The following is a 21,732-nucleotide window of genomic DNA, read 5'->3' as shown; positions in this document are numbered from 1 at the left end:
GGAGAAGCCGTGACGGCCGCTGAACCGGGGTGGTTCGCAGGGCCAAGGGAGTGGCGCGGCGATGTGACATTCACTAGGGTCTGGCGTCAAACCAATTTTTCCGGCCACTCACTCCATGGAGTGAGACCGCAGGAAGAAGGAGCCCCGCGTGGCGTCGCACCGCCGTCCCAAGCAGCCGAGTCGTGCCCGGGTCGCCGTGCTGACCGCCGCTGCGGCGGCCGCGGTCGCCCTCTCCGCGCAGAGCGCCTGGGCCGACCCGCAGCCGTCGATCGACGACGTCAAGGCGCAGATCGACAACCTGAACACCCAGCAGGAGCAGGCCTCCCAGCAGTTCGACGGTGCGCAGGAGAAGTCCGACCAGCTGCGCCAGCAGGCCTCCCAGCTGCAGGACGAGGTGGCCCGGACCCAGGACCAGGTGACCCAGCTGGAGCAGGGTCTGGCCGCGGTGGCCGGCGAGCAGTACATGAGCGACGGGATCGACCCGTCGGTACAGCTGATGCTCAACTCCAACCCGTCCGGCTACCTCTCCCAGGCCGCCAGCCTGGACCAGGCGACCACCACCGAGACCGACGCGCTCAAGTCGCTGCAGTCCGAGGAGCGGACGCTCAACCAGGAGAAGGCGGAGGCCTCGGCCACCCTGGCCGAGCTGGACGCCACCACCACCACGCTGAACAGCGCCAAGTCCCAGGTGCAGACCAAGCTGCAGCAGGCGCAGTCGCTGCTCAACTCGTTGAGCGCCAGCCAGCGGGTGGCCCTGCAGGCGGCCGAGCAGCAGGACGAGGGAGACGTGGCCTCCCGCGGCGCCGCCCGCGCCGACCTGGGCAACCTGCCGCCGGCCTCCGGTTACGCCGGGGCCGCGGTGGCCGCCGCGCTCAGCCGGCTCGGCGACTCGTACGTCTGGGGCGCCACCGGTCCGACCACCTTCGACTGTTCGGGCCTGATGCAGTGGGCCTACGCGCAGGCCGGCGTCTCGCTGCCGCGCACCTCGCAGGAGCAGGGCACGATCGGCACCGAGGTGCCCAGCCTCGCCGACGCCCAGCCGGGCGACCTGGTGATCTACGGCAGCGACATGCACCACGTGGGGATGTACATCGGCAACGGCAACGTGGTGCACGCGCCGCACACCGGCGACGTGGTCCGGGTCATGCAGGCCAGCGTGATCGGACCGATCGCCACCATCCGCCGGGTCTGACCGCGCGTTGACCCCGCCCGCGCGGGGTCGGCCTGACCGACCGTCACAGCCTTCACTGTGACCCACGCCACCCCCGCCGCTGCACTCCGGGTGACTCCGGTATCACCCATCGTCAATTTAATCAGTTTTTTCTGACAAGGATTTGAACGGATCACGGATCTGTTACTAGGGTCGGGGTCCTGACCACCGCGACGGTGATCACCCGACCGGGGTGACAGCGGGGGTACCGCCGAGTCTGGAAAGTGGCACGGGCAGTTGACTGCCCGACGGGGAACCCCTGCGGGGGCGCCGCGGACCGGAGCCGGGGAACCACGTTCCTCGGGGTGAATCGGCGCCAGGTCGGCCTGCTGGCCGGTGAGGCGTCGTAGGGCATCTCTTCCAGCCCGAACCCGTCAGCTCACCCGGTAGGCGGTCGAAGGAAGAAGGATTCGTGGGTTCCCATCGTCGTCCCAAGCCCGCCGGCCGTACCCGCACGTCGATCCTGACCGCCGCGGCCGCCACCGCCGTCGCGCTCTCCGCGCAGGGGAGCGCGCAGGCCGACCCGGCGCCGTCGCTCGATCAGGTCAAGGCGCAGGTTGACCAGCTGAACCAGCAGGCCGAGGCCGCCACCCAGCAGTACGACGGCGCGCAGGCCCAGGAGCAGGCGCTCCAGCAGCAGGTCAGCCAGCTGCAGGACCAGGTGGCCCGGCAGCAGGACCAGGTCACCCAGCTGCAGGGCGGGCTGGCCGAGGTCGCCGCGGACCAGTACGCGAACGGTGGGATATCCCCGACCGTCCAGCTGATGCTCACCAGCAACCCGGGCAACTTCCTGAACCAGGCCAGCTCGGTCAGCCAGCTGAACAGCACCCAGAGCGAGACGCTGAAGGAGCTGCAGCAGCAGCAACAGCAGCTCAACCAGAGCAAGTCCGAGGCGCAGGCCAAGCTCGCCCAGCTGGACGCCACCACGCAGACCCTGCAGGCCGCCAAGGACGCGGTGCAGGCGAAGCTGCAGCAGGCGCAGGCGCTGCTCAACACGCTGACCGCGCAGCAGCGCCAGCAGATGCAGGAGCAGGAGGCGCAGGCCGCCGCCGCCTCGCAGGCCGCCGCCCAGCAGGCCCAGGCCGCCGCCGCGCGTGCCGCGCACGCCGCGGGCAGCACCCTGACCGGGGCCGCGGCCGCCACCGGCGCGACCAATGCGCAGGCCGCCGCCGCCATCGCCGCCGCGGAGAGCCGGCTCGGTGACGAGTACGTCTACGGTGCCAACGGCCCGACCACGTTCGACTGCTCGGGCCTGATGCAGTGGGCGTACGCGCAGGCCGGCGTCTCGCTGCCGCGCACCTCGCAGGAGCAGTGGGCGTACGGCACCAACGAGGGCACCAACCTCGCCAACGCGCAGCCCGGCGACCTGATCATCTTCTACGGCGGCGACCACGTCGGCATGTACGTGGGTGGCGGCCAGGTCATCCACGCCCCGCACACCGGTGCGGTGGTCCGCTACGAGGCCGCCTCGGACATGCCGATCACGGCCATCGTGCGGGTCTGATTCTCCGTCGTCACGGCCCGGTCTCCCCGCGGGAGGCCGGGCCGTCGGCGTGCTCTGGCTCAGGCAGATGTCCGATTAGTGGTCAAATATTCGCATTGGCAAGGGTTTGGACACCCCCGCTGGGACTCGCTAACGTCTGCGCTCGGATCTCAGCTTCCACGGCGATTGGAGCCGTCACCCCATGGTGATGCCGCACCGCCCGGTCACTCCGGGCCGTTCCTCCCAACCGGGCGCCGCGCGACGGCTCGCCCGGGCGCTGATGGTCACCGCCGCGGCGACCACGGCGCTGGCGATGACCGCCGCCGTCGGTCAGGCCGCCCCGGTCGCGCCGAAGCCGGACAAGAAGGACGTCAAGGCCCAGGTCGACCAGCTCTACACGGAGGCCGAGCAGGAGAACGAGAAGGCCAACGCGGCCGAGGAGGCCCAGCGACGGTTGCAGGCCGACGCCGGCGCGCTGCAGCAGCAGGTGGCCGACGCGCAGGACACGCTCAACCGGATGCGCGGCGACCTGGCCACCCTGGCCGGGGCCGAGTACCGGTCCGGCGGGATGGACCCGACCGTTCAGCTGATCCTCTCCTCCGACCCCGAGGCCTACCTCAACCGGGCCCGCAGCCTGGACCAGGCCGCCCAGCAGCGCGCCGCCAAGCTGCGCGACGTGCGGGACCAGCAGCGCCGGCTCGACCAGAAGCGGGCCGAGGCGACCGGCAAGCTCGCCGAACTCGACCGGGTGCGGCAGACCCTGGTGCAGAGCAAGCAGCGGACCCAGCAGCGGCTGAAGAAGGCACAGGCCCTGCTGGACAGCCTGGACGCGACCGAGCGCGCCCAGCTCGTCGAGGACGACGCGAACGAGGCGCGGGCGCGGGCCGGCCGCGGGGCGGACCGGGTCGACCTGACCAGCCTGCCGCCCGCCTCCGACCGGGCCGCGGTCGCGGTGGCCGCCGCGCTCAGCAAGGTCGGCTCGCCGTACGTCTACGGATCCACCGGGCCGGGTGCCTTCGACTGCTCGGGTCTGATGTACTGGAGCTGGCGGCAGGCCGGAGTGACCCTGCCGCGTACCTCGCAGGCCCAGGCCTTCGGCGGGCGGCGGATCAGCCTCTCCGAGGCGCGACCGGGAGACCTGGTGATCTTCTTCAAGGACATGCACCACGTCGGCATGTACGTGGGCGGCGGCACGGTGGTGCACGCGCCGTACCCGGGGGCCCGGGTGCGCTACGAGAGCGTCGCGGTGATGCCGGTCGCGGCGGTGGTGCGGCCCTGAGCGGCGAGCGGTCGGCCCCCGCGGTCGTCCTCGGGCAGCCCGTGCCGTCGGCCGTCCACGGGCTGTCGCGGCGTGCCGCACTGCTGCTGGTGGCCGGCTCGCTGACCGGTCTGTCGCTGCCCCGGGTGCCGCCGCAGGCGTCCGGTGCCGGCCCGGCCGCGCCGGCCGCCGCGGACCGGACCGGCCGGCTGCTGGCCGCGCACGCCGCCGCGCTGCGGGCCGGCCCGCTGGCCGGGCTGCCGCTGGCCGAGTTCGGCTACCGCGAGACGGCCCGCGACGCGAGCACGCTCCGTGCCGAACTCTCCTACCGGTTCCAGGGCTTCGACGACTACCCGGCGCTGCTCCAGCGCCGCTTCGCCCTGACCGCGGACGGCGGCCTGGGCGCGGAGAGCCCGGCCCCGCAGGGCCCGGCCGCGCCCTGGGACGCGGGCCCGGTCCGGCTCGCGCGCGGCCGGCTCTGCCTGGTGCTGGGCCCGGCCGAGCAGGCCGAACTCACCGAGCTGGCCGGTGTGGCGGACCGCGCGGTGCCCGCGGTGAGCGGGGTCTGGGGGACCGACTGGGCGGGCCGGCTGGTACTCCAACTGCCCGCCACCGAGGACCAGTTCGCCCAGCTGCTGGCGGTCTCGCCGGACGCCTACCAGGACATGGCCGCGGTCACCAGCGCGGCCGCCGGGGCGCCGGTGCACACCCCCGCCGACCGGATAATGGTCAATCCGGCCGTCTACCGGGAGCTCAGCGCGGTCGGCAAGCAGGTGGTCACCACGCACGAGGCCACCCACGTGGCGACCCGGGCCGACACCCACCCGTGGACCCCGCTCTGGCTCTCCGAGGGGGTCGCCGACTACACCGGCTACCTGGCCACCGGACGCACCGCCCGGCAGATCGCCCCGGAGCTGGCCGCGGACGTGGCGGCCGGCCGGATCCCGAGCGCGCTGCCCGTCGACGCCGACTTCCGGGCCGGCTCGACGGGGATCGCGCAGGCGTACGAGCAGGGCTGGCTGGCCTGCGACCTGATCGCCCGCAGCTACGGGCAGCCCAAGCTGGTCGCGCTCTACCGGGCGGTCGGTGCGGCCGGGCCGGGCGTCGACCTGGACCAGGTCCTCCAGCGGCAGCTGGGCTGCACGCTGGCCGCCTTCACCCGGCAGTGGATCGCCGAGACCGTCCGCCAGCTGGGCTGACGCCGTTCGCCGGCCGGGCCGGAGCGTCAGCCGCGCTGGATGTCGTCCAGCAGGCTCTGCTCGTACGCGATGCCCGGGCGGACCGGGTAGGACGGCTGCTCGGGCTCGGCCGGCTCGGCGTCGGCGGGCGGCTGCGGGCCGGTGCCCGTCGTGGAGCGCCACAGCCGGCGGCAGGAGAGCACGGTGGCCGCGAGCAGGGTCAGGTTGCGGGCGGTCAGCACCGCCACGCCCCACGGCGCGCTGCTGGTGATCTGGCCGAACATCATCGGGAACTCGGCCGTGGTCAGCACCGTGGCGACCAGGATCATCGCCGCCACCGGCCGCTGGGTGGTGCCCCGCACGGTGAGGCAGACCGCTGCGACGCCGACCAGCCAGACCAGGTACTGCGGGCTGATCACCCGGCTGGTGACGGTGAAGACCAGCAACGCGGCGAGCGCCGCGTCGTACGTGGTCGAGGCCTGCCAGCGGCGGGCCCGCACCCGCCAGAGCAGCAGCCAGCCGAAGCCGACCACGGTGAGGCCGACCGCGACCTTGGAGATCACGCCGACCCAGGGGCCGAGGAACTCGACCGAGCCGTAGTTCATCATCACCAGGCCGTGCCAGCCGCCGAACAGCCGGGCCAGGTGCAGCGGGACCGCGGCCAGCGACTCCACCTCGATGCCGCGGTCGGCCTGGTAGGTGAGGAACTGGAAGGCGCCGTTCATGCCGGCGGCGATCAGGAAGAGCAGGGTGGCGACGCTGACCGCGGCGGCGGTCCAGGAGCGGTGGGTGCGCCGGCCGCGCGGGGTGCCGGCCAGCAGCAGCATCGGCCAGAGTTTGACCAGCCCGCCGACGCCCAGGAGTATGCCCCCCAGCACCGGGCGGCGCAGCAGCACCAGCAGGCCCACCACGGCGATCGCGGTGACCAGGATGTCGTAGCGGCAGTAGACCGTCGGGCCCAGCAGCGGCACGCCGACCACCCAGACCCAGCAGCCCGCCAACGACCGGCCGCGGCGCATCCCGTGCCGGAGCAGCATGCCCATCGCCAGGGTGTCGAAGACGCCGCACAGCACCCAGAAGGAGACCAGGTAGGACCACGGCAGCAGGCCCGGCAGCAGCATCACCAGGGCCGCGCCCGGCGGGTACTGCCAGGTCACGTCGTCCATCGGGAAGGTGCCGGTCTGCAACACCTGGTACCAGCCGTGGTAGATCACCGAGACGTCGGTGGTGACGTCCAGGTTGCTGATCCGCAGCACTCCGCTGATCATCAGAACGATCAGCACCCGGGTGGCGACCCAGGAGGCGCCGATCGTCCACACCGCCCCGGGGCGCCGCGCCGGCTGCGGCAGCGCGCCGCCGGCACCGACCGCGACCGGGGGTTCCGCCACTGCGAGGTTGCCGGTGCTGCTGCCGCCGCCGTCCTGGCCGGCCGGGCCGTCCTCCGCCAACACCAACTCGCTCCCTCGTTCAGCTCCGCACGCCCGTTCGCCTGCCCGCACCCACGTCGGCTAGGACAGACTCAGGGGGGAAACGGTTCCGCTGCCTCCGTCCGTTCCCGGCGGGTGGGCATGGTGACCTATGGTACGGATCAGCCAGTGGTGAAGTGTGCACCCCCCGACCGAGCGAGCCGCGCCCAGATGCCCAGAACCCTCATCGTCACCAACGATTTTCCCCCGAGGCCAGGGGGAATCCAGGCCTTCGTCCACAACATGGCCGTCCGGCAGCCGGCCGGCTCGATTGTGGTGTATGCCTCATCCTGGCGCGACCGGAGCGAGATGGCGGCGTTCGACGCCGAGCAGCCGTTCCCGGTGGTCCGCGACCGGACGTCGATGCTGCTGCCGACCCCCCGGGTGACCCGGCGAGCGGCCGAGCTGCTGCGGGCCGAGGGCTGCGACTCGGTCTGGTTCGGCGCCGCCGCACCGCTCGGCCTGATGGCGCCCGCGCTGCGTCGGGCCGGTGCGCACCGGCTGCTCGGCATGACGCACGGGCACGAGGCCGCCTGGGCCCAGCTGCCGGCCTCCCGGCAACTGCTGCGGCGGATCGGCGAGGGCACCGACACGCTGACCTACCTCGGCGAGTACACCCGCAGCCGGATCGCCCGGGCGGTCGGCCCGGGCCCCGCGGCGCGGATGGTGCAGCTGCCGCCGGGCGTGGACGAGCGGACCTTCCACCCCGACTCCGGCGGCGCCGAACTGCGCGCCCGGCTCGGGCTCGCCGACCGGCCGGTGGTGGTCTGCGTCTCCCGGTTGGTGCCGCGCAAGGGGCAGGACACGCTGATCGCCGCGATGCCCCGGATCCTGGCCGCCCAGCCGGACGCGGTGCTGCTGATCGTCGGAGGGGGCCCGTACCTGGCCGACCTGCGCCGGCTGGCGGAGGCGACCGGGGTGGCCGGCTCGGTGCGGTTCACCGGCGCGGTGCCGTGGCGGGAGCTGCCCGCGCACTACGGCGCCGGGGACGTCTTCGCGATGCCGTGCCGGACCAGGCGCGGCGGGCTGGACGTGGAGGGCCTGGGCATCGTCTACCTGGAGGCCTCGGCGACCGGGCTGCCGGTGGTGGCCGGCGACTCCGGCGGGGCGCCGGACGCGGTGCTGGAGGGCGAGACCGGGTACGTGGTGCCGGGCGGCTCGCCGGGGGCGGCGGCCGAGCGGATCGTCCGGCTGCTGGGCGACGCCGAGCTGCGCCGCAAGCTGGGCGAGGCGGGGCGGCGTTGGGTGGAGGACGCCTGGCGCTGGGACCTGCTGGCCGGGCGGTTGGGCGCGTTGCTCGCGGGAGGGTGAGCGGCGCGCCCGATCCCGGTGCTCAGCGCTGGTAGAGCGCCTCGACCTCGGCCGCGAAGTCCTTGAGCACCACGTTGCGCTTGAGCTTGAGGGACGGCGTGAGGTAGCCGTTCTGCTCCGAGAAGACGGTGTCCAGGATCCGGAACTTCTTCACCGCCTCGGCGTGCGAGACCGCCTTGTTGCCGTCGTCCACCGCCTCCTGGACGGCGGCCAGCAGCGCCGGGTCGTCGCGCAGCTCGGCCAGGCTCGCGGCCGGCCGGTCGTTCAGCTCGAGCCAGCGCGGCAGGAACTCCTCGTCGATGGTGACCAGGCAGCCGATGAACGGCCGGCGGTCGCCCACCACCATCACCTCGCCGATCAGCGGGTGGGCCCGGATCCGGTCCTCGATCACGGCCGGGGCGACGTTCTTGCCGCCCGCGGTGACGATGATCTCCTTCTTCCGGCCGGTGATGGTGAGGTAGCCCTCGTCGTCCAGCGAGCCCAGGTCGCCGGTGGCGAACCAGCCGTCGCGCAGCGCCTCGGCGGTCGCGGTGGGGTTGTTCCAGTAGCCGGTGAACACCTGCGGGCCCTTGAGTAGCACCTCGCCGTCGTCGGCGATCCGCACCGCGGAGCCCGGCAGCGGCTGGCCGACCGTGCCGATCTTCGGCTTGTCGTCCGGGTTGAAGGCGGTGGCCGCGCAGGTCTCGGTCAGGCCGTAGCCCTCCAGCACGGTGAAGCCGATGCCGCGGTAGAAGTGGCCGAGCCGCTCGCCCAGCGGCGCGCCGCCGGAGATCGCGTGGGTGGCCCGGCCGCCGAGGGCGGCCCGCAGCTTGCCGTAGACCAGGCGGTCGAAGACCGCGTGCCGCAGCCGCAGGCCGAGGCCCGGGCCGCCCTGCTCCAGCGCCCGGCTGTAGGCGATCGCGGTCTCGGCGGCGCGGTCGAAGATCTTGCCCTTGCCGTCCGCCTGCGCCTTGGCCCGGGCGGTGTTGTAGACCTTCTCGAACACCCGGGGCACGCCCAGGATCAGGGTCGGCCGGAAAGCGGCGAGCTCGGCCGTGACGTCCTTGATGTCCGAGACGTGACCGAGCTTGATCGGGGCGATCGCCGCGGCGATCTCGGCGATCCGGCCCAGCACGTGGGCCAGCGGCAGGAAGAGCAGGACCGAGCTCTCGCCGGTGCGGAACAGCTCGGGCATCCGGGCCGTCACGTTGCCCAGCTCGGCCAGGAAGTTGCCGTGGGTCAGCTGACAGCCCTTGGGACGGCCGGTGGTTCCGGAGGTGTAGACGATGGTGGCGATCGAGTCCTCGGTGGGGACCGAGCGGCGCTCGGTGAGCACGGCGTCGCTGACGCCGCGTCCGAGCTTGCCGATCTCGGCGATCGCGCCCAGCTCGATCTGCCAGGTGTGCACCAGCTCGGGCAGCTGGTCCCGGACCGACTCCAGCACGGCGGCGTGCGAGTCGGACTCGGTGATCACGGCGACCGCGCCGGAGTCGCCGAGGATCCACTGCACCTGCTCGGCGGAGGAGGTCTCGTACACCGGCACGGTGATCGCGCCGGCGGTCCAGATCGCGAAGTCCAGCAGCGTCCACTCGTAGCGGGTCCGCGACATCACGCCGACCCGGTCGCCCGGGCGCACGCCGGAGGCGATCAGGCCCTTGGCGGTGCGGTGCACCTCGGCCAGGAACTCCGCCGCCGTGACGTCCTGCCAGCGGCCCTCCACCTTCCGGCTGAGCACCGCGACACCGGGGTGCTCGGCGGCGTTCTGGTGGACCAGGTCCGAGAGGTTGCCACCGCTCGGGACCTGGTAGCGGGCCGGAAGGCTGAAGTCGAGCACTGCTGCTCCTGTCTGCGACGCTGCGGGACGGCAGGACGTTACTGCCCGGTAAGGGAATCGGGTAGAGGGGTCGGGTGTGGTGTTCGCAGTGTCACACCGGTCGCCGAGTGGGGGATCGTCCCGATCCGCACCCTACGGCAGCGCCCCGGTGACCCGCGGGTAGCCCCGGGGCCCCGGACCGCGGGGCGGCGGGGGGTGCCGTCCGCGATAGCCTTCCAGGGCACCTGACGAGTGGCACGGGACAACGCGGAGGCCCACCCATGGCGGAACACACCAGGTCGAGCATCGTCATCGAGGCGACCCCGGCCGAGGTGATGGCGGTGATCGCCGACTTCGAGGCCTATCCGCAGTGGACCGGCGAGGTCAAGGAGGTCGAGGTGCTCGGCCGCACCGACCAGGGCCGGGCCAGCGAGGTCCGGCTGCTGCTGGACGCCGGCGCGATCCGCGACGAGCACGTGCTCGCCTACACCTGGGACGACGACCGCGAGGTCTCCTGGACCCTGGTGAAGAGTCAGATGCTGCGCTCGCTGGACGGCTCCTACGCGCTCGCCCCGGCCGCCGGTGGCACCGAGGTCACCTACCAGCTCGCGGTGGACGTCAAGATCCCGATGCTCGGCATGATCAAGCGCAAGGCCGAGAAGGTCATCATCGACCGGGCGCTGGCCGGGCTGAAGAAGCGCGTCGAGGGCTGAGCGGCTCGATGACGCCACCCGCGCGGACCGAGTCGTCCCGAACCGATCCGGCGCAGACCCGGACGGTGCTGGTCAGCGGTGAGGGCCCGGGGGTGCCCGAGGTGGCCGCCGCCACCGCCCTGCACGCCGCCGGGCATGGCCGGCGCACCCTGCTGCTGGCCGCCGACGACCCGCACCGACAGCTGGACGCGCTGCTCGGAGTGCGCCTCGACGAGCGACCCGTCCCGGTCGCGGACGGCTGCTGGGCGGTCCGGCTCGACGAGCAGCAGGCCTTCCGCCGGGCCTTCGACGGGCTCGGCGACAAGCTGCGCACCGGCTTCGACCTGCTCGGCGTCGACCCGCTGGACGAGGACGAACTCACCGCCCTGCCCGGGGCCCGGCAGCTGGCCCTGCTGCGCGCGCTGCGCCGGACGCCCGGTGAGTGGGACCAGGTGGTCGCCGCCGGACCGCCGCCCGCCGAACTGACCGCCGCCCTCGCGCTGCCCGAGCAGCTGGACCGCTACCTGGCCCGGCTGCTGCCCGAGCAGCGCCAGGCGGCCCGCGCGCTACGCCCGCTGCTGGCCGCGGCGGTCGGCGTCCCGATACCCGCCGACTGGCTCTACCGGGCCCGCGCCTGGACCAGCGCCGAACTCGCCGCGGCCCGTGCGGTGATCGAGTCCCCGGCCACCTCGGTGCGGCTGGTCGCCGACGCCGGCGGCTGCCGTCCGGACGGGCTGCGCCGGGCCCGGGCCGGCCTGGCGCTCTTCGGGCACCGGGTCGACGCCCTGGTCGCGCACCGGGCGCTGCCCGCCGCCGCACTGGACTCCGCCGACCCGTGGCTGGCCGGGCAGGCCGTCCGGGAGCGCGAACGGCTGGCCGCCCTCGCGCCGGGGCTGCCGCTGCTGATCGCCGATCAGCTGGCCGAGGACCTGCCGGAGCTGGCCCGTCAGCTGTACGGCGAGGGGCCCGGCCCGGAGCCGGCCGCCGAGTGGCCCTGGACCGCCGAGAACCGGCTGGCCGAGGACGGCGTGCTGCTCTGGCGGCTGGCCGTGCCCGGCGCCGAGCGGGCCGACCTGGAGCTGGTCCGGCGCGGCGACGAGCTGGTGGTCGGGCTCGGCCCGTACCGGCGGATCCTGCCGCTGCCCTCCGCGCTGCGCCGCTGCACGGTGGCGGGTGCCGGGCTGCGGGACGGCGAGCTGACGGTGCGGTTCGCCCCGGACCCGGAGCTGTGGCCGCGCTCGTAGCTCCTCGCGGGGCGCCGGACCGGTAGCGTCGGTCGCGCGGACGCGACCGCGTCCGGGGTGGGCGCGCGGACGCCCGCCGAGCGAGGAGGCCCGTCATGAACGGTTCAGATCCTGTCGACAACCCACTGGCCGACGAGGTCCGCAAGCTGACCAGCGCGGTGGGGGACCAGGCCCAGCAGCTGCTCGGCCGGTTCCGTGCCGACTATCCGGAGGTGTACGGCCATCTGGCCGCCGCCGGGACCGAGCTGCTGGCCGCCTACCGGGCCGTGGTGGCCGGCCAGGAGCGGCGCTGGGCGGCCGGGGACACCGCCGAGTCCGAACGCATCGACCTGGACGAGTGACCCTTCCGGGCTGCCCGCGGCCGGTCACCGAGAGGCACGAGTGCGCTACCGAATGCCTTGAATCGTACGACTTTTGAAGCCTCACGGCGGGGGTCCCGCAGCCATGGCTTCGGATAATGTATGGCACGGTGTGTACGTGAGCACGGCCGGGCGGATACCGTTCCGCTCATCAGGCACGAGCGAATGACTGAGGGACACATGGCTCTGACCATCGGCGTCGACGTCGGCGGGACCAAGATCGCGGCCGGCGTCGTCGATGAGAACGGCGAGATCCTGGCCCGCACCCGGGTGCCCACCCCGGCGGACCCGCAGTGGGCGGTCGACGCCATCGCCCAGGCGGTGCGCGAGCTCAAGGCCGCCCACCCCGACGCCGCCGCGGTCGGCGTGGGCGCCCCCGGCTTCGTCGACCGGGAACGCTCCACGGTGATCTTCGCGCCCAACATCGCCTGGGAGAACGAGCCGCTGCGCTCACGGATCGAGGAGCTCACCGGCCTCGGCACGGTGGTCGAGAACGACGCCAACTGCGCGGCCTGGGCCGAGTTCCGGTTCGGCGCGGCCGCCGAGTACACCGACATGGTGCTGATCACCGTCGGCACCGGCATCGGCGGCGGCATCGTGCTCGACGGCCGGCTGCACCGCGGCCGGTTCGGGGTGGCCGGCGAGATCGGCCACCTCAACATGGTCCCGGACGGCCTGGACTGCGGCTGCGGCGGCAAGGGCTGCTGGGAGCAGTACGGCTCCGGCCGGGCGCTGCGCCGCTACGGCCGGGAGAAGGCCGCCGCCGACCAGGTGGCCGGCAAGCGGATGCTGGAGCTCAACGACGGGGTGGCCGAGACCATCCGCGGCATCCACATCACCGAGGCCGCCGAGGACGGCGACCCGCTCGCCCTGGAGTGCTACGGGGAGCTGGCCGACTGGCTGGGCCGCGGCATGGCCGACCTCGCCGCGCTCTTCGACCCGGGCGTCTTCGTGCTCGGCGGCGGGGTCTCCGACTCCGGCCGGCTGCTGCTCGACCCGGTCGCCAAGGCGTTCCAGAAGTACCTGACCGGTGGCATGCACCGGCCGCGTGCCGAGGTGGTGCTGGCCTCGATGGGCTCGGCGGCGGGCATCGTCGGCGCCGCCGACCTGGCCCGCACCCACTGACCCGTTCCGGGCGGGCCTTTCCGGCGGGATGGGGGGTGCGCCCCTTACCCCGCCGGTAGCGTGACACGGGTGACCTCCGACCTCACGCACTCCGCTCCGATCGCCCACCCGCTCGCGGACCTGCCGCGTTCAGGTCCGGAACCCGACGGCGCCGAGGTGATCCGGGTACTCACCTACAACATCCGCTCGCAGCGCGACGACCGGGGCGCGCTGGTCCGGGTGATCCGGGCCTGCGAGCCGGACCTCGTCTGCATCCAGGAGTCCCCGCGCTACTGGCGCCCGGCCGGCCAGGCCGCCTGGCTGGCCCGGCGCACCGGCACGGTCATCCTCTCCGGCGGCGGCCGCGCGGCCGCCGGCCCGCTGCTGCTCGGCTCGCTGCGGGCGACCGTGCTCCGCCGCGCCGACCGGCTCCTCCCCAAGCGCCGCGGCCTGCACGCCCGCGGCTTCGCCACCGCCGTGGTCCGGATCGGCCGGGCCGCCCCCTTCGCGCTGACCAGCTGCCATCTCAGCGTCAACCCGCCCGAGCGGCAGGACCAGTTCCGGCTGCTCCCCGAGCAGCAGGCCGGACTCGAGCACGCGGTGATCGGCGGCGACTTCAACGAGCACCCCGAGGACCCCGGCTGGCAGTGGCTCGCCGAGCGCTACCAGGACGGCTGGGCCACCGCCCCCTGGGGTGACGAGTACACCTCCCGCCCCGGCGACCCCTTCCAGCGCCTCGACGCGGTCTTCGCCACGCCCGCCATCCGCGTCCTCGCCTGCGGCGTCCCACCCCTTCCCCCGGCCGACCTCCTCGCCGCCACCGACCACCTCCCGGTCGTCGCCGTGCTACGCGTCCCGGCGGGCGGCGGGTCCCGGGGCTGACCGACCGTCAGACGACGGCGCCGCCGTGGGGGTCCGGGGGGTCGTTGTCGTCGTGGTCCTTCATGCGGACGACCAGGGTGACGAAGCCGCCGAGGAAGGCGGTCATGCCGACCCAGGCGGGCCAGCCGGCGACCTCGCGCCAGACCAGGGCGTCGAAGAGGAGCAGGGCCGGGCCGCCGAGGACGGCGATCCAGGCGAACTTGGCGGTGACGTCCGCCTGGGGGAGGGGAGGCGGCTCCGGCGGGACGTAGTGGCCCTCGTCCGGGTCCTCGGCGGCGTCCCAGTCGCGCGGGCCGGCCGCGGGGCGGGGGCGGGACTGCGGGGTGAAGCCGGCCAGGTCGGTCCGGTTGTCGGGTTCGTTCCGTTCGTTCCTGGCGCGCAGGTTCTCGATCTCGGGCCAGTCCGGCCGGGTGAGGTCCACCGGGTCGTCGAACTGCGCCACGAGCGCGGCGAAGATCGCGTCCTGCTCGGCCTGGCTGCCGGGGGCAGGGGTGGCGGAGGCGGGCTGGGGTTCGCCCTCGCGGTCCTTGGGGCGGTCCTCGTCGCCGCTGGTCGCCCCGCTCATCGGTGCTGCCTTGTGTGCACTGCCGGCCCTTCAGCCCTGGTGGTCGTCGGCCTTCGCGTCCGGGGCCAGCCGCCGCACGAACTCGAGGGTCTCCTCGAAGATCAGGTCGGCGTCGTGGTCCAGGGTCGCGACGTGGAAGCTGCGCTCGCACAGCCGCTCCGTCACGTCGATCGAGGATATCCGGGCGAGCACCAGGGCGGAGTTCGCCGGCGATACCACGTGGTCCCGCGGGCTGCGCAGCAGCAGGAGCGGCTGGTCCACCCGCGGCAGCGCGCGCTGGATCTCGCGCCAGAGGCGGGCCAGCGACCAGGCCGCGTTCAGCGGGTACCGGTCGTAGCCGATCTCCACCGCGTCCGGGCGGGCGATGTCGCCGACCACGCCGGGTCGGCTGGGGATCAGGTGACGCAGCACGGGCAGCAGCACGCTCGCCGGATTGTCCGAGCGCACCGAGGGGTTGACCACGACGACGCCGGCGATCCGGTCGCCGTGCTCGGCGGCCAGCCGCAGCGCCAGCCCGCCGCCCATCGACAGCCCGGCCACGAAGACCCGCTCGCACTCCTCGGTGAGCAGCAGCAGTTCCCGCGAGAGCTCGGCGTACCAGTCCTCCCACCGGGTCACCCGGAGGTCCTGCCAGCGGGTGCCGTGGCCGGGCAGCAGCGGCACCGAGACGGTCAGCCCCGCGTCGGCCAGGTGCTCGGCCCACGGGCGCAGAGACTGCGGGGAACCGGTGAAGCCGTGGCAGAGCAGTACGCCGACCGGGCCGCCGCGACGGTGGTACGGTTCGGCGCCGGGCAGCAGCGGCATGCGGGCTCCTCGGGGCTCGGTGCGGGCGCCGGGGCCCGCGACGGACCCGGGCGCCGGCCGTGCGGCAGCAGTGGCCCGGGAGCGGCATCGTCCCACGCCCCGCCCGGCTCGTACACCCCGCCGGTGCGCCGGGGGGTCGCCGGGGCATTAGGATCGACCGGTCCGCAATACAGGAGGCCCGGGTTGTTCTACCGACTGATGAAGATGATCGTCGCACCGCTGCTGCGCATCTTCTTCCGGCCGTGGATGGAGGGTGCGGAGAACATCCCGGACGAGGGGCCCGCGATCATCGCGAGCAACCACCTCTCCTTCTCGGACTCGTTCTTCCTGCCCGCGCTGATGAAGCGCCGGGTCACCTTCATCGCGAAGGCGGAGTACTTCAACACCCCGGGTCTCAAGGGGAAGCTGACCGCCGCGTTCTTCAAGGGCGTCGGCCAGTTGCCGGTGGACCGTTCCGGCGTGCGCGGCGCGGGCGAGGCGGCGATCCGCAGCGCGGTCGCGGTGATCGACCGGGGCGAGCTGTTCGGCGTCTACCCCGAGGGCACCCGCTCGCCCGACGGCAAGCTGTACCGCGGCAAGGTCGGCGGCCTGGCCCGGGTCGCGCTGGCCACCGGCGCCCCGGTGATCCCGGTCGCGATGATCGACACCGAGAAGGTGCAGCCGCCCGGTCAGGTGATCCCCAACTTCGGGATCCGGCCGGGGATCCGGATCGGCCGCCCGCTGGACTTCTCCCGCTACCAGGGCATGGAGAACGACCGCTTCATCCTGCGCTCGGTCACCGACGAGGTGATGTACGAGATCATGCGGCTCTCCGGCCAGGAGTACGTGGACGTCTACGCCACGGCGGCCAAGCGGCAGATCGCCGAGGAGAAGAAGCGGGCCGACGCCGAGCGCCGGGCCGTCCAGGCCGAGCAGCGCGCCGAGCAGAAGGCGGCGCTCAAGGCCCAGCAGGAGCAGGAGAAGGCCGAGAAGGCCGAGCAGGAGAACGAGAACAAGGCCTAACCGGCCACCTGCAAGCCGTAGTTGAAGTCGGTGTGCCCGTAGTGGCGCATCAGGTTCAGCCAGAACGGCATCAGCATCTCCATCCCCCGGGCGGACTGGATGCCGCCGAGGTCGAGGATGTCCTCGGCCGGCCAGCCGAACGAGACCAGCAGCTCCGTGACCTGCTGCTTGGCCGGCTGGTCGTCGCCCGCCACGAAGAGCTGGTGCCGCCCCGGCACCCGGGCCGGGGTCACCATCACCGGCGCGGCCAGCGTGTTCAGCGCCTTCACCACCCGGGTCCGCGGGTACGTCCGTTGGATCAGCTCGCCGATGCTGTCGGTGTTCACCGGGTCGAGGGTGACCGAGCCGTCGGGGGCGAAGACCAGCGGGTTGGAGACGTCCAGCAGGACCTTGCCGTTCAGTCGCTCGGCGCCGGCCGCCGCCAGTGCGGCCGGTGCGACCGTGCCCGGAGTGGCGTTGATCACCAGCTCGCCGAACTCGGCGGCCTCGGCGAAGCTGCCCGCCCGGGCGCGTGGGCCGGAGGCCTGCGCCCAGGCGGTCCCCGCCTGGCTGTTGGCACTCCGGGAACCGAGGGTCACCTCGTGGCCCAGCGTCAGCAGCTTGCTCCCGAGGGTCTGGCCGACCGTGCCGGTGCCGAGGATTCCGAAGCGCATGCCGCCCAGTGTGCCCGACCCCCGGCCGGCCGAACCGGGCGGACGCGCCGTCAGCGCGGGGCGGCCACGCCGGTGACGCTCGGACGGAGCAGGCCCGCCACGATGCCCACGCCGTCCCGGGTGAGCACCGACTCGGGGTGGAACTGCACGCTCGCGAAGCCCGGTCCGCGCAGTGCGTGCACGTCCCCGGTGCCCGGGTCGCGGGCCACCTCGATCCCCTCGGCGGCGAGCCGGGCCGCGTCGGCGTCGGAGCAGCGGGCGGTGAAGGTGTTGTAGAAGCCGACCGTCTGCGGCTCGCCGAAGAGGTCGACCCGCTCCTGGGTGCCCTGGTACGGCACCGCCTTGCGGTGCAGCGGCAGGCCGAGCCGGGAACTCAGCAGCTGGTGGCTGAGGCAGACGGCGAGCAGCGGGGCGGTGCGCCGGCCGCCGCGGACCGCCGCCAGCGCGTCCGCGACGATCGGCCGCAGCAGCGCCATCTTGGCGTCGGCCGGGTCCGCCGGGTCGCCCGGGCCGGGGCCCAGCACCAGCGGGCCGCGGTGCGCGGCGACCCGCTCGGCGAGCCCGGGGGTGTCGTGGCGCAGCACGTCGACCCGGTGGCCGAGCGAGGTCAGCAGGTGGGCCAGCATCGCGGTGAAGGTGTCCTCGCCGTCCACCACCAGGGTCGGCTCCGGTTCGGAGACGGTGGCGGGCTGCTGCATCCGCAGCCAGAACGGCGCCAGGCCGGCCCGGCGGGAGTCCAGCGCGGCCTGCACCCGGTGGTCGTCGGCCAGTCGGGGGACGGCGCGGTGGGCGGCCGGGCGGGCGGCGGGCCGGGCCCCGATCGCGGCCAGCACCGCCGCAGCCTTGGCGTGCGTCTCGGCCACCTCGGACGCCGGGTCGGAGTGCCGGACCAGGGTGGCGCCGGCCCGGACCACCAGCCGCCCGGTGGCCGGGTCGATGTCCGCAGTGCGGATGCAGATCGGCGAGTCCAGCTGCTGAGCGCCGCTGGCCGAGCGGCCGATCAGGGCGAGCGCGCCGGAGTAGTAGCCGCGCCCGCCGGTCTCGTAGCGCTGGATCACCCGGGTGGCGTTCTGCACCGGGCTGCCGGTGACGGTCGCCGCGAACATGGTCTCCCGGAGCACCTCGCGGACGTCCAGCGAGGTGCGTCCGCGCAGCTCGTACTCGGTGTGCGCGAGGTGGGCCATCTCCTTGAGCCGCGGGCCGAGCACCTGGCCGCCCAGGTCGCCGACGGTGCACATCATCTTGAGCTCCTCGTCGACCACCATGGTGAGCTCCTCCAGCTCCTTGCGGTCGTGCAGGAAGTCGAGCAGCGAGTCGACGTCGGCGCCGGCGGCCGGGTGGCGGTAGGTGCCGGAGATCGGGTTCATCACGACCGTCCCGCCGCTCTGCCGCACGTGCACCTCGGGCGACGCCCCGACCAGCACCCTCTCCCCGGTGTGCACCAGGAAGGTCCAGTAGGCGCCGCGCTCCTGGTCGAGCAGCCGGCCGAACAGGGTGAGCGCCAGCTCGGTGGAGAAGTCCGCCAGCGTGGCGGTGAAGTCGCGTCGGATGACGAAGTTGGCGCCCTCGCCGTTGCCGATCTCGTCCCGGATCACCCGCCGGACGATCCCGGCGTAGCTCTCGTCGTCGAGGTCGAAGCCGCCGTCGCGCAGCGTGACGGGCCGGCGCGGCAGCGCGGCGGCCAGCTCGGCCAGCGGCAGCGCGTACTGCTCGGTCACCGCGAGGCCGAGCAGCGGGGTGCCGTCGTCGTGCGCCGCGAAGCCGCGCTCACGGATCTGCCGGTAGGGGATCAGCGCGAGCAGGTCGTGCCGCGGTGCGCCGTCCGCGGGGCGGCCGGTGGGGACCGGCAGGTCGGCCAGTCGCCGGTACGGACCGACCTCGCCGATCAGCAGCTCGACGGTGTCCGGGGCCAGCCGCGGGGCCCGCCGGTGCAGCAGCGCGAAGGCGGGCGCGTCCGGGGCGGTCAGGCGGGCGAGCAGGCCGGCGGCGGTGGGTCCGGTGGCGGTGGGGCTGGTCACGTGCGGCGTCCTTCCGGAGGGGCGGTCAGGGGGGCGGATGCCGGTCCGGGGGGCCGCCTGCCGGTGGAACGCCGACGGCCGCCCGGAGGGGCGGCCGTCGTGTCGTCTAGGTACGCGCGATCGGTGGGCCGCCGGAAGGGCTGGCCCACCACCAGGAGGAGGTGTGCTGCGCGTGCATGGCTGCGAGCGTAGCCGATGGACCGCCCGGGTGAGCGACGCGGGGGAAATTGTTCACCGGACGTCTCACCCATCGGGCAACCGTCACAAATCGCTTGTCACACCCCGTAGCCTTGGCATCGTGACCGTGACAAATCTCCACTCCTGGCAGTCCCTGCCCGCGGCGCAGCAGCCTGAATGGCCGGATCCTGAGGCGCTGCGCACCGCTCTGGCGGACCTCGCCTCGTATCCGCCGCTCGTCTTCGCGGGCGAGTGCGACCAGCTGCGCGCCCGGCTCGGGGCCGTCGCGCGTGGCGAGGCGTTCCTGCTGCAGGGCGGTGACTGCGCCGAGGCCTTCGACGGCGTCTCCGCCGAGCAGATCCGCAACAAGCTGAAGACCCTGCTGCAGATGGCGGCGGTGCTGACGTACGCGGCCTCCGTCCCGGTGGTCAAGGTCGGCCGGATCGCCGGCCAGTACTCCAAGCCCCGCTCCAAGCCGACCGAGACCCGCGACGGTGTGACCCTGCCGGTCTACCGCGGCGACTCGGTGAACGGCTTCGAGTTCACCCCCGAGGCCCGCCGCCCGGACCCGGAGCGCCTGAAGCGGATGTACAACGCCTCCGCCGCGACGCTCAACCTGGTCCGCGCCTTCACCACCGGTGGGTACGCCGACCTGCGCCAGGTGCACGCCTGGAACCAGGACTTCGTGCGCAACTCCCCGGCCGGCCAGCGCTACGAGCAGCTCGCCAAGGAGATCGACAACGCGCTGAGCTTCATGCAGGCCTGCGGGGTCACTCCGGAGGAGTTCAAGACCGTCGAGTTCTTCTCCTCGCACGAGGCGCTGGTGCTGGACTACGAGACCGCGCTGACCCGGGTGGACTCCCGCACCGGCGAGCTGTACGACGTCTCCGGCCACATGGTCTGGATCGGCGAGCGCACCCGCCAGCTGGACGGCGCGCACATCGAGTTCGCCTCCCGGATCCGCAACCCGATCGGCGTCAAGCTCGGTCCGACCACCACGGTGGACGAGGCGCTCACCCTGATCGAGCGGCTCGACCCGGATCGCGAGCCCGGCCGGCTCACCTTCATCACCCGGATGGGCGCGGGCAAGATCCGCACGCACCTGCCCGCCCTGGTGGAGAAGGTCACCGCCTCCGGCGCCCAGCCGGTGTGGATCTGCGACCCGATGCACGGCAACACCTTCGAGGCCGAGACCGGCCACAAGACCCGCCGCTTCGACGACGTGCTCGACGAGGTCAAGGGCTTCTTCGAGGTGCACCGCGGGCTCGGCACCCACCCGGGCGGCATCCACGTGGAGCTGACCGGCGACGACGTCACCGAGTGCGTCGGCGGCGGCGACGAGGTGCTGGTCGACGACCTGCACCAGCGCTACGAGACGGCCTGCGACCCGCGGCTCAACCGCAGCCAGTCGCTGGACCTGGCGTTCCTGGTGGCGGAGATGTACCGCGGCCACTGAGCCCGGCGCGGACCGGCGCGAGTGTGACGAAGGCCCCTCCGACCTCGGCGAATCGAGGACCGGAGGGGCTTCTTCGTACCCCGGGAGCCAGGTAAGGTAAGGCTTAGCTCAATGGTGCGGTGCCGTCCGTGCCCGCCCATCACCGCACCACCCCGGGAGAGTCCGCTATGTACGTGTGCATGTGCCATGCGGTCACCGAGGACCAGGTCAAGCAGGCCATCGAGGCCGGCGCCGACTCGCCGCGCTCGATCGCGCAGGGCTGCCGGGCCGGCACCGACTGCGGCTCCTGCGTGCGGCGGATCCAGGCACTGCTGGGGGAGCAGGGGGCGCGGCCGTGCCCGACCGCCCGGTTGGCCGCCCGGCTCGGCCTGGCGGACCCGGAGGCCGCTGAGCCGTCCCGGCCGCAGCGGGTGCGCCGGGCCGCGTAGGGCCGCGCCGACTCGCCGCTCAGGTCTCCGGCTGCTCGATCTGCTGGGCCAGGTAGCGCGCCTCGCCGAGCTTCTCCACCAGTTCCAGCTGGGTGTCGAGGTAGTCGATGTGGTGTTCCTCGTCGGCCAGGATGTCCTCGAAGACGTTGGCCGAGGTGACGTCGTTCTTGGCCCGCATCACCACGATGCCCCGACGCAGCCGGTCGATCGCCTCGATCTCGACCTGCCGGTCCGCCTCGAACATCTCCTTGGCCGTCTGACCGATCCGGACGTGGAAGAGCCGCTGGTAGTTGGGCAGGCCCTCGAGGAGGAGGATCCGGTCGGTGAGGACCTCGGCGTGCTTCATCTCGTCGAAGGACTCGTGCCGGGTGTACTTGGCGAGCTTGGTCCAGCCGAAGTTCTCCTGCATCTTGGCGTGCAGGAAGTACTGGTTGATCGCGGTCAGCTCGGCGGTGAGCTGTTCGTTGAGGAGTTCGATGACCTCGGGGTCGCCCTGCATGGTGTGCCTTCCTGCCTCACAAGTCACAAGTGGAACGGGCTGGACGCATGGTGGCATCGCCACAGGTGGTATTTCCAGTAAGCTCACGCTCATCCGAATATGTGGCGGATTATCCGTTTTGCCAGCAAGTGTCCCGCCCAAGTGCCCCGCC

The 21,732-nt window shown here is 73.2% G+C and carries 20 protein-coding genes and 1 riboswitch; of the genes, 13 read left to right on the top strand and 7 right to left on the bottom strand.

Translation table 11 applies throughout. The annotated features are described in order from the left end of the window. The first annotated feature begins 148 nt into the window (after positions 1-148). The 4 genes from ACZ38L_RS07535 to ACZ38L_RS07520 all read left to right on the top strand — a co-directional run bounded on the left by ACZ38L_RS07535 (position 149) and on the right by ACZ38L_RS07520 (position 5,150). Entirely contained in the window at positions 149-1,192 is a 1,044-nt protein-coding gene (locus tag ACZ38L_RS07535; protein WP_465690184.1) for a C40 family peptidase, read from the top strand. A gap of 276 nt (positions 1,193-1,468) precedes the next feature. Further along, a riboswitch (cyclic di-AMP (ydaO/yuaA leader) is annotated at positions 1,469-1,619 on the top strand. Between the two features lie 3 nt (positions 1,620-1,622). Next, positions 1,623-2,714: a C40 family peptidase gene (locus ACZ38L_RS07530; protein ID WP_465690182.1), complete on the top strand. Its 1,092-nt coding sequence runs from the start codon at positions 1,623-1,625 to the stop codon at positions 2,712-2,714. A gap of 181 nt (positions 2,715-2,895) precedes the next feature. Next, positions 2,896-3,972, top strand: a complete 1,077-nt coding sequence (locus tag ACZ38L_RS07525; protein ID WP_465690180.1) for a C40 family peptidase — start codon at positions 2,896-2,898, stop codon at positions 3,970-3,972. A 41-nt stretch (positions 3,973-4,013) separates the two neighbouring features. Then, positions 4,014-5,150 carry a hypothetical protein gene (locus ACZ38L_RS07520; RefSeq protein WP_465690178.1) on the top strand — a complete coding sequence of 379 codons (1,137 nt, stop codon included), beginning with the start codon at positions 4,014-4,016 and terminating at the stop codon, positions 5,148-5,150. 26 nt (positions 5,151-5,176) lie between these two features. On the opposite strand, the gene ACZ38L_RS07515 is transcribed toward ACZ38L_RS07520, so the two are convergent. Beyond that, complete coding sequence (locus tag ACZ38L_RS07515; RefSeq protein WP_465690176.1) at positions 5,177-6,580, bottom strand: glycosyltransferase 87 family protein; 1,404 nt, start codon at positions 6,578-6,580, stop codon at positions 5,177-5,179. Positions 6,581-6,766: 186 nt separating this feature from the next. Here ACZ38L_RS07515 and ACZ38L_RS07510 point away from each other — a divergent pair, with 186 nt between their 5' ends. After that, positions 6,767-7,906: a glycosyltransferase family 4 protein gene (locus ACZ38L_RS07510; RefSeq protein ID WP_465690174.1), complete on the top strand. Its 1,140-nt coding sequence runs from the start codon at positions 6,767-6,769 to the stop codon at positions 7,904-7,906. A 22-nt stretch (positions 7,907-7,928) separates the two neighbouring features. Here ACZ38L_RS07510 and ACZ38L_RS07505 read toward each other — a convergent pair whose 3' ends face one another. Further along, positions 7,929-9,719: an AMP-dependent synthetase/ligase gene (locus ACZ38L_RS07505; protein WP_465690172.1), complete on the bottom strand. Its 1,791-nt coding sequence runs from the start codon at positions 9,717-9,719 to the stop codon at positions 7,929-7,931. A 260-nt stretch (positions 9,720-9,979) separates the two neighbouring features. Between ACZ38L_RS07505 and ACZ38L_RS07500 the strand changes: the two genes are divergently transcribed. The 5 genes from ACZ38L_RS07500 (at position 9,980) to ACZ38L_RS07480 (ending at position 13,979) form a co-directional block, all read left to right on the top strand. Continuing rightward, the gene (locus tag ACZ38L_RS07500; RefSeq protein ID WP_396561667.1) at positions 9,980-10,411 is read left to right on the top strand and encodes an SRPBCC family protein; all 432 of its coding nucleotides are present in this window, start codon (positions 9,980-9,982) and stop codon (positions 10,409-10,411) included. 8 nt (positions 10,412-10,419) lie between these two features. Then, positions 10,420-11,634: an ArsA family ATPase gene (locus tag ACZ38L_RS07495; RefSeq protein WP_465690169.1), complete on the top strand. Its 1,215-nt coding sequence runs from the start codon at positions 10,420-10,422 to the stop codon at positions 11,632-11,634. A 95-nt stretch (positions 11,635-11,729) separates the two neighbouring features. Next, positions 11,730-11,975, top strand: a complete 246-nt coding sequence (locus ACZ38L_RS07490; RefSeq protein WP_465690167.1) for a DUF5304 family protein — start codon at positions 11,730-11,732, stop codon at positions 11,973-11,975. A 198-nt stretch (positions 11,976-12,173) separates the two neighbouring features. Next, positions 12,174-13,118: an ROK family glucokinase gene (locus ACZ38L_RS07485; RefSeq protein ID WP_396561661.1), complete on the top strand. Its 945-nt coding sequence runs from the start codon at positions 12,174-12,176 to the stop codon at positions 13,116-13,118. Positions 13,119-13,187: 69 nt separating this feature from the next. Beyond that, the gene (locus ACZ38L_RS07480) at positions 13,188-13,979 is read left to right on the top strand and encodes an endonuclease/exonuclease/phosphatase family protein (protein WP_465690164.1); all 792 of its coding nucleotides are present in this window, start codon (positions 13,188-13,190) and stop codon (positions 13,977-13,979) included. Positions 13,980-13,986: 7 nt separating this feature from the next. Here the strand turns inward: ACZ38L_RS07480 and ACZ38L_RS07475 are convergent, their stop codons facing one another. Both ACZ38L_RS07475 and ACZ38L_RS07470 read right to left on the bottom strand, forming a co-directional pair. Further along, positions 13,987-14,544, bottom strand: coding sequence for a hypothetical protein (locus ACZ38L_RS07475; RefSeq protein WP_465690162.1), 558 nt, complete (start codon positions 14,542-14,544; stop codon positions 13,987-13,989). Between the two features lie 30 nt (positions 14,545-14,574). After that, entirely contained in the window at positions 14,575-15,348 is a 774-nt protein-coding gene (locus ACZ38L_RS07470) for an alpha/beta hydrolase (RefSeq protein WP_465690160.1), read from the bottom strand. A 198-nt stretch (positions 15,349-15,546) separates the two neighbouring features. Here ACZ38L_RS07470 and ACZ38L_RS07465 point away from each other — a divergent pair, with 198 nt between their 5' ends. After that, entirely contained in the window at positions 15,547-16,350 is an 804-nt protein-coding gene (locus ACZ38L_RS07465; RefSeq protein ID WP_465690310.1) for a 1-acyl-sn-glycerol-3-phosphate acyltransferase, read from the top strand. Here the strand turns inward: ACZ38L_RS07465 and ACZ38L_RS07460 are convergent. Together ACZ38L_RS07460 and ACZ38L_RS07455 are read right to left on the bottom strand one after the other, a co-directional pair. Then, positions 16,347-17,003, bottom strand: a complete 657-nt coding sequence (locus ACZ38L_RS07460; RefSeq protein WP_465690158.1) for an NADPH-dependent F420 reductase — start codon at positions 17,001-17,003, stop codon at positions 16,347-16,349. The two genes, ACZ38L_RS07465 and ACZ38L_RS07460, sit on opposite strands and share 4 nt — an antisense overlap. A 50-nt stretch (positions 17,004-17,053) precedes the next feature. After that, entirely contained in the window at positions 17,054-19,021 is a 1,968-nt protein-coding gene (locus ACZ38L_RS07455; protein ID WP_465690156.1) for an anthranilate synthase family protein, read from the bottom strand. A 298-nt stretch (positions 19,022-19,319) separates the two neighbouring features. On the opposite strand from ACZ38L_RS07455, the gene ACZ38L_RS07450 reads away from it, so the two are divergent. Together ACZ38L_RS07450 and ACZ38L_RS07445 are read left to right on the top strand one after the other, a co-directional pair. Beyond that, positions 19,320-20,654, top strand: a complete 1,335-nt coding sequence (locus tag ACZ38L_RS07450; RefSeq protein WP_465690154.1) for a class II 3-deoxy-7-phosphoheptulonate synthase — start codon at positions 19,320-19,322, stop codon at positions 20,652-20,654. A gap of 167 nt (positions 20,655-20,821) precedes the next feature. Further along, on the top strand, positions 20,822-21,082 hold the full coding sequence (locus tag ACZ38L_RS07445; RefSeq protein ID WP_465690152.1) for a (2Fe-2S)-binding protein: 261 nt from the start codon (positions 20,822-20,824) through the stop codon (positions 21,080-21,082). A 19-nt stretch (positions 21,083-21,101) separates the two neighbouring features. On the opposite strand, the gene bfr is transcribed toward ACZ38L_RS07445, so the two are convergent. Continuing rightward, the gene (gene bfr, locus ACZ38L_RS07440; RefSeq protein ID WP_465690150.1) at positions 21,102-21,581 is read right to left on the bottom strand and encodes a bacterioferritin; all 480 of its coding nucleotides are present in this window, start codon (positions 21,579-21,581) and stop codon (positions 21,102-21,104) included. Between the last annotated feature and the right edge of the window lie 151 nt (positions 21,582-21,732).

It is taken from the genome of Kitasatospora sp. NPDC024654, assembly GCF_055559155.1.
The sequence above is the reverse complement of the archived record's forward strand: the minus strand, read 5'-3'. Positions and strand labels throughout refer to the sequence as shown.

Coding starts and splice junctions, on each gene's coding strand:
- ACZ38L_RS07525 (WP_465690180.1), top strand. CDS start 2,896: ATGGTGATGCCGCACCGCCCGGTCACTCCGGGCCGTTCCTCCCAACCG.
- ACZ38L_RS07510 (WP_465690174.1), top strand. CDS start 6,767: ATGCCCAGAACCCTCATCGTCACCAACGATTTTCCCCCGAGGCCAGGG.
- ACZ38L_RS07500 (WP_396561667.1), top strand. CDS start 9,980: ATGGCGGAACACACCAGGTCGAGCATCGTCATCGAGGCGACCCCGGCC.
- ACZ38L_RS07495 (WP_465690169.1), top strand. CDS start 10,420: ATGACGCCACCCGCGCGGACCGAGTCGTCCCGAACCGATCCGGCGCAG.
- ACZ38L_RS07490 (WP_465690167.1), top strand. CDS start 11,730: ATGAACGGTTCAGATCCTGTCGACAACCCACTGGCCGACGAGGTCCGC.
- ACZ38L_RS07485 (WP_396561661.1), top strand. CDS start 12,174: ATGGCTCTGACCATCGGCGTCGACGTCGGCGGGACCAAGATCGCGGCC.
- ACZ38L_RS07475 (WP_465690162.1), bottom strand. CDS start 14,544: ATGAGCGGGGCGACCAGCGGCGACGAGGACCGCCCCAAGGACCGCGAG.
- ACZ38L_RS07470 (WP_465690160.1), bottom strand. CDS start 15,348: ATGCCGCTGCTGCCCGGCGCCGAACCGTACCACCGTCGCGGCGGCCCG.
- ACZ38L_RS07465 (WP_465690310.1), top strand. CDS start 15,547: ATGAAGATGATCGTCGCACCGCTGCTGCGCATCTTCTTCCGGCCGTGG.
- ACZ38L_RS07460 (WP_465690158.1), bottom strand. CDS start 17,003: ATGCGCTTCGGAATCCTCGGCACCGGCACGGTCGGCCAGACCCTCGGG.
- ACZ38L_RS07445 (WP_465690152.1), top strand. CDS start 20,822: ATGTACGTGTGCATGTGCCATGCGGTCACCGAGGACCAGGTCAAGCAG.
- bfr (WP_465690150.1), bottom strand. CDS start 21,581: ATGCAGGGCGACCCCGAGGTCATCGAACTCCTCAACGAACAGCTCACC.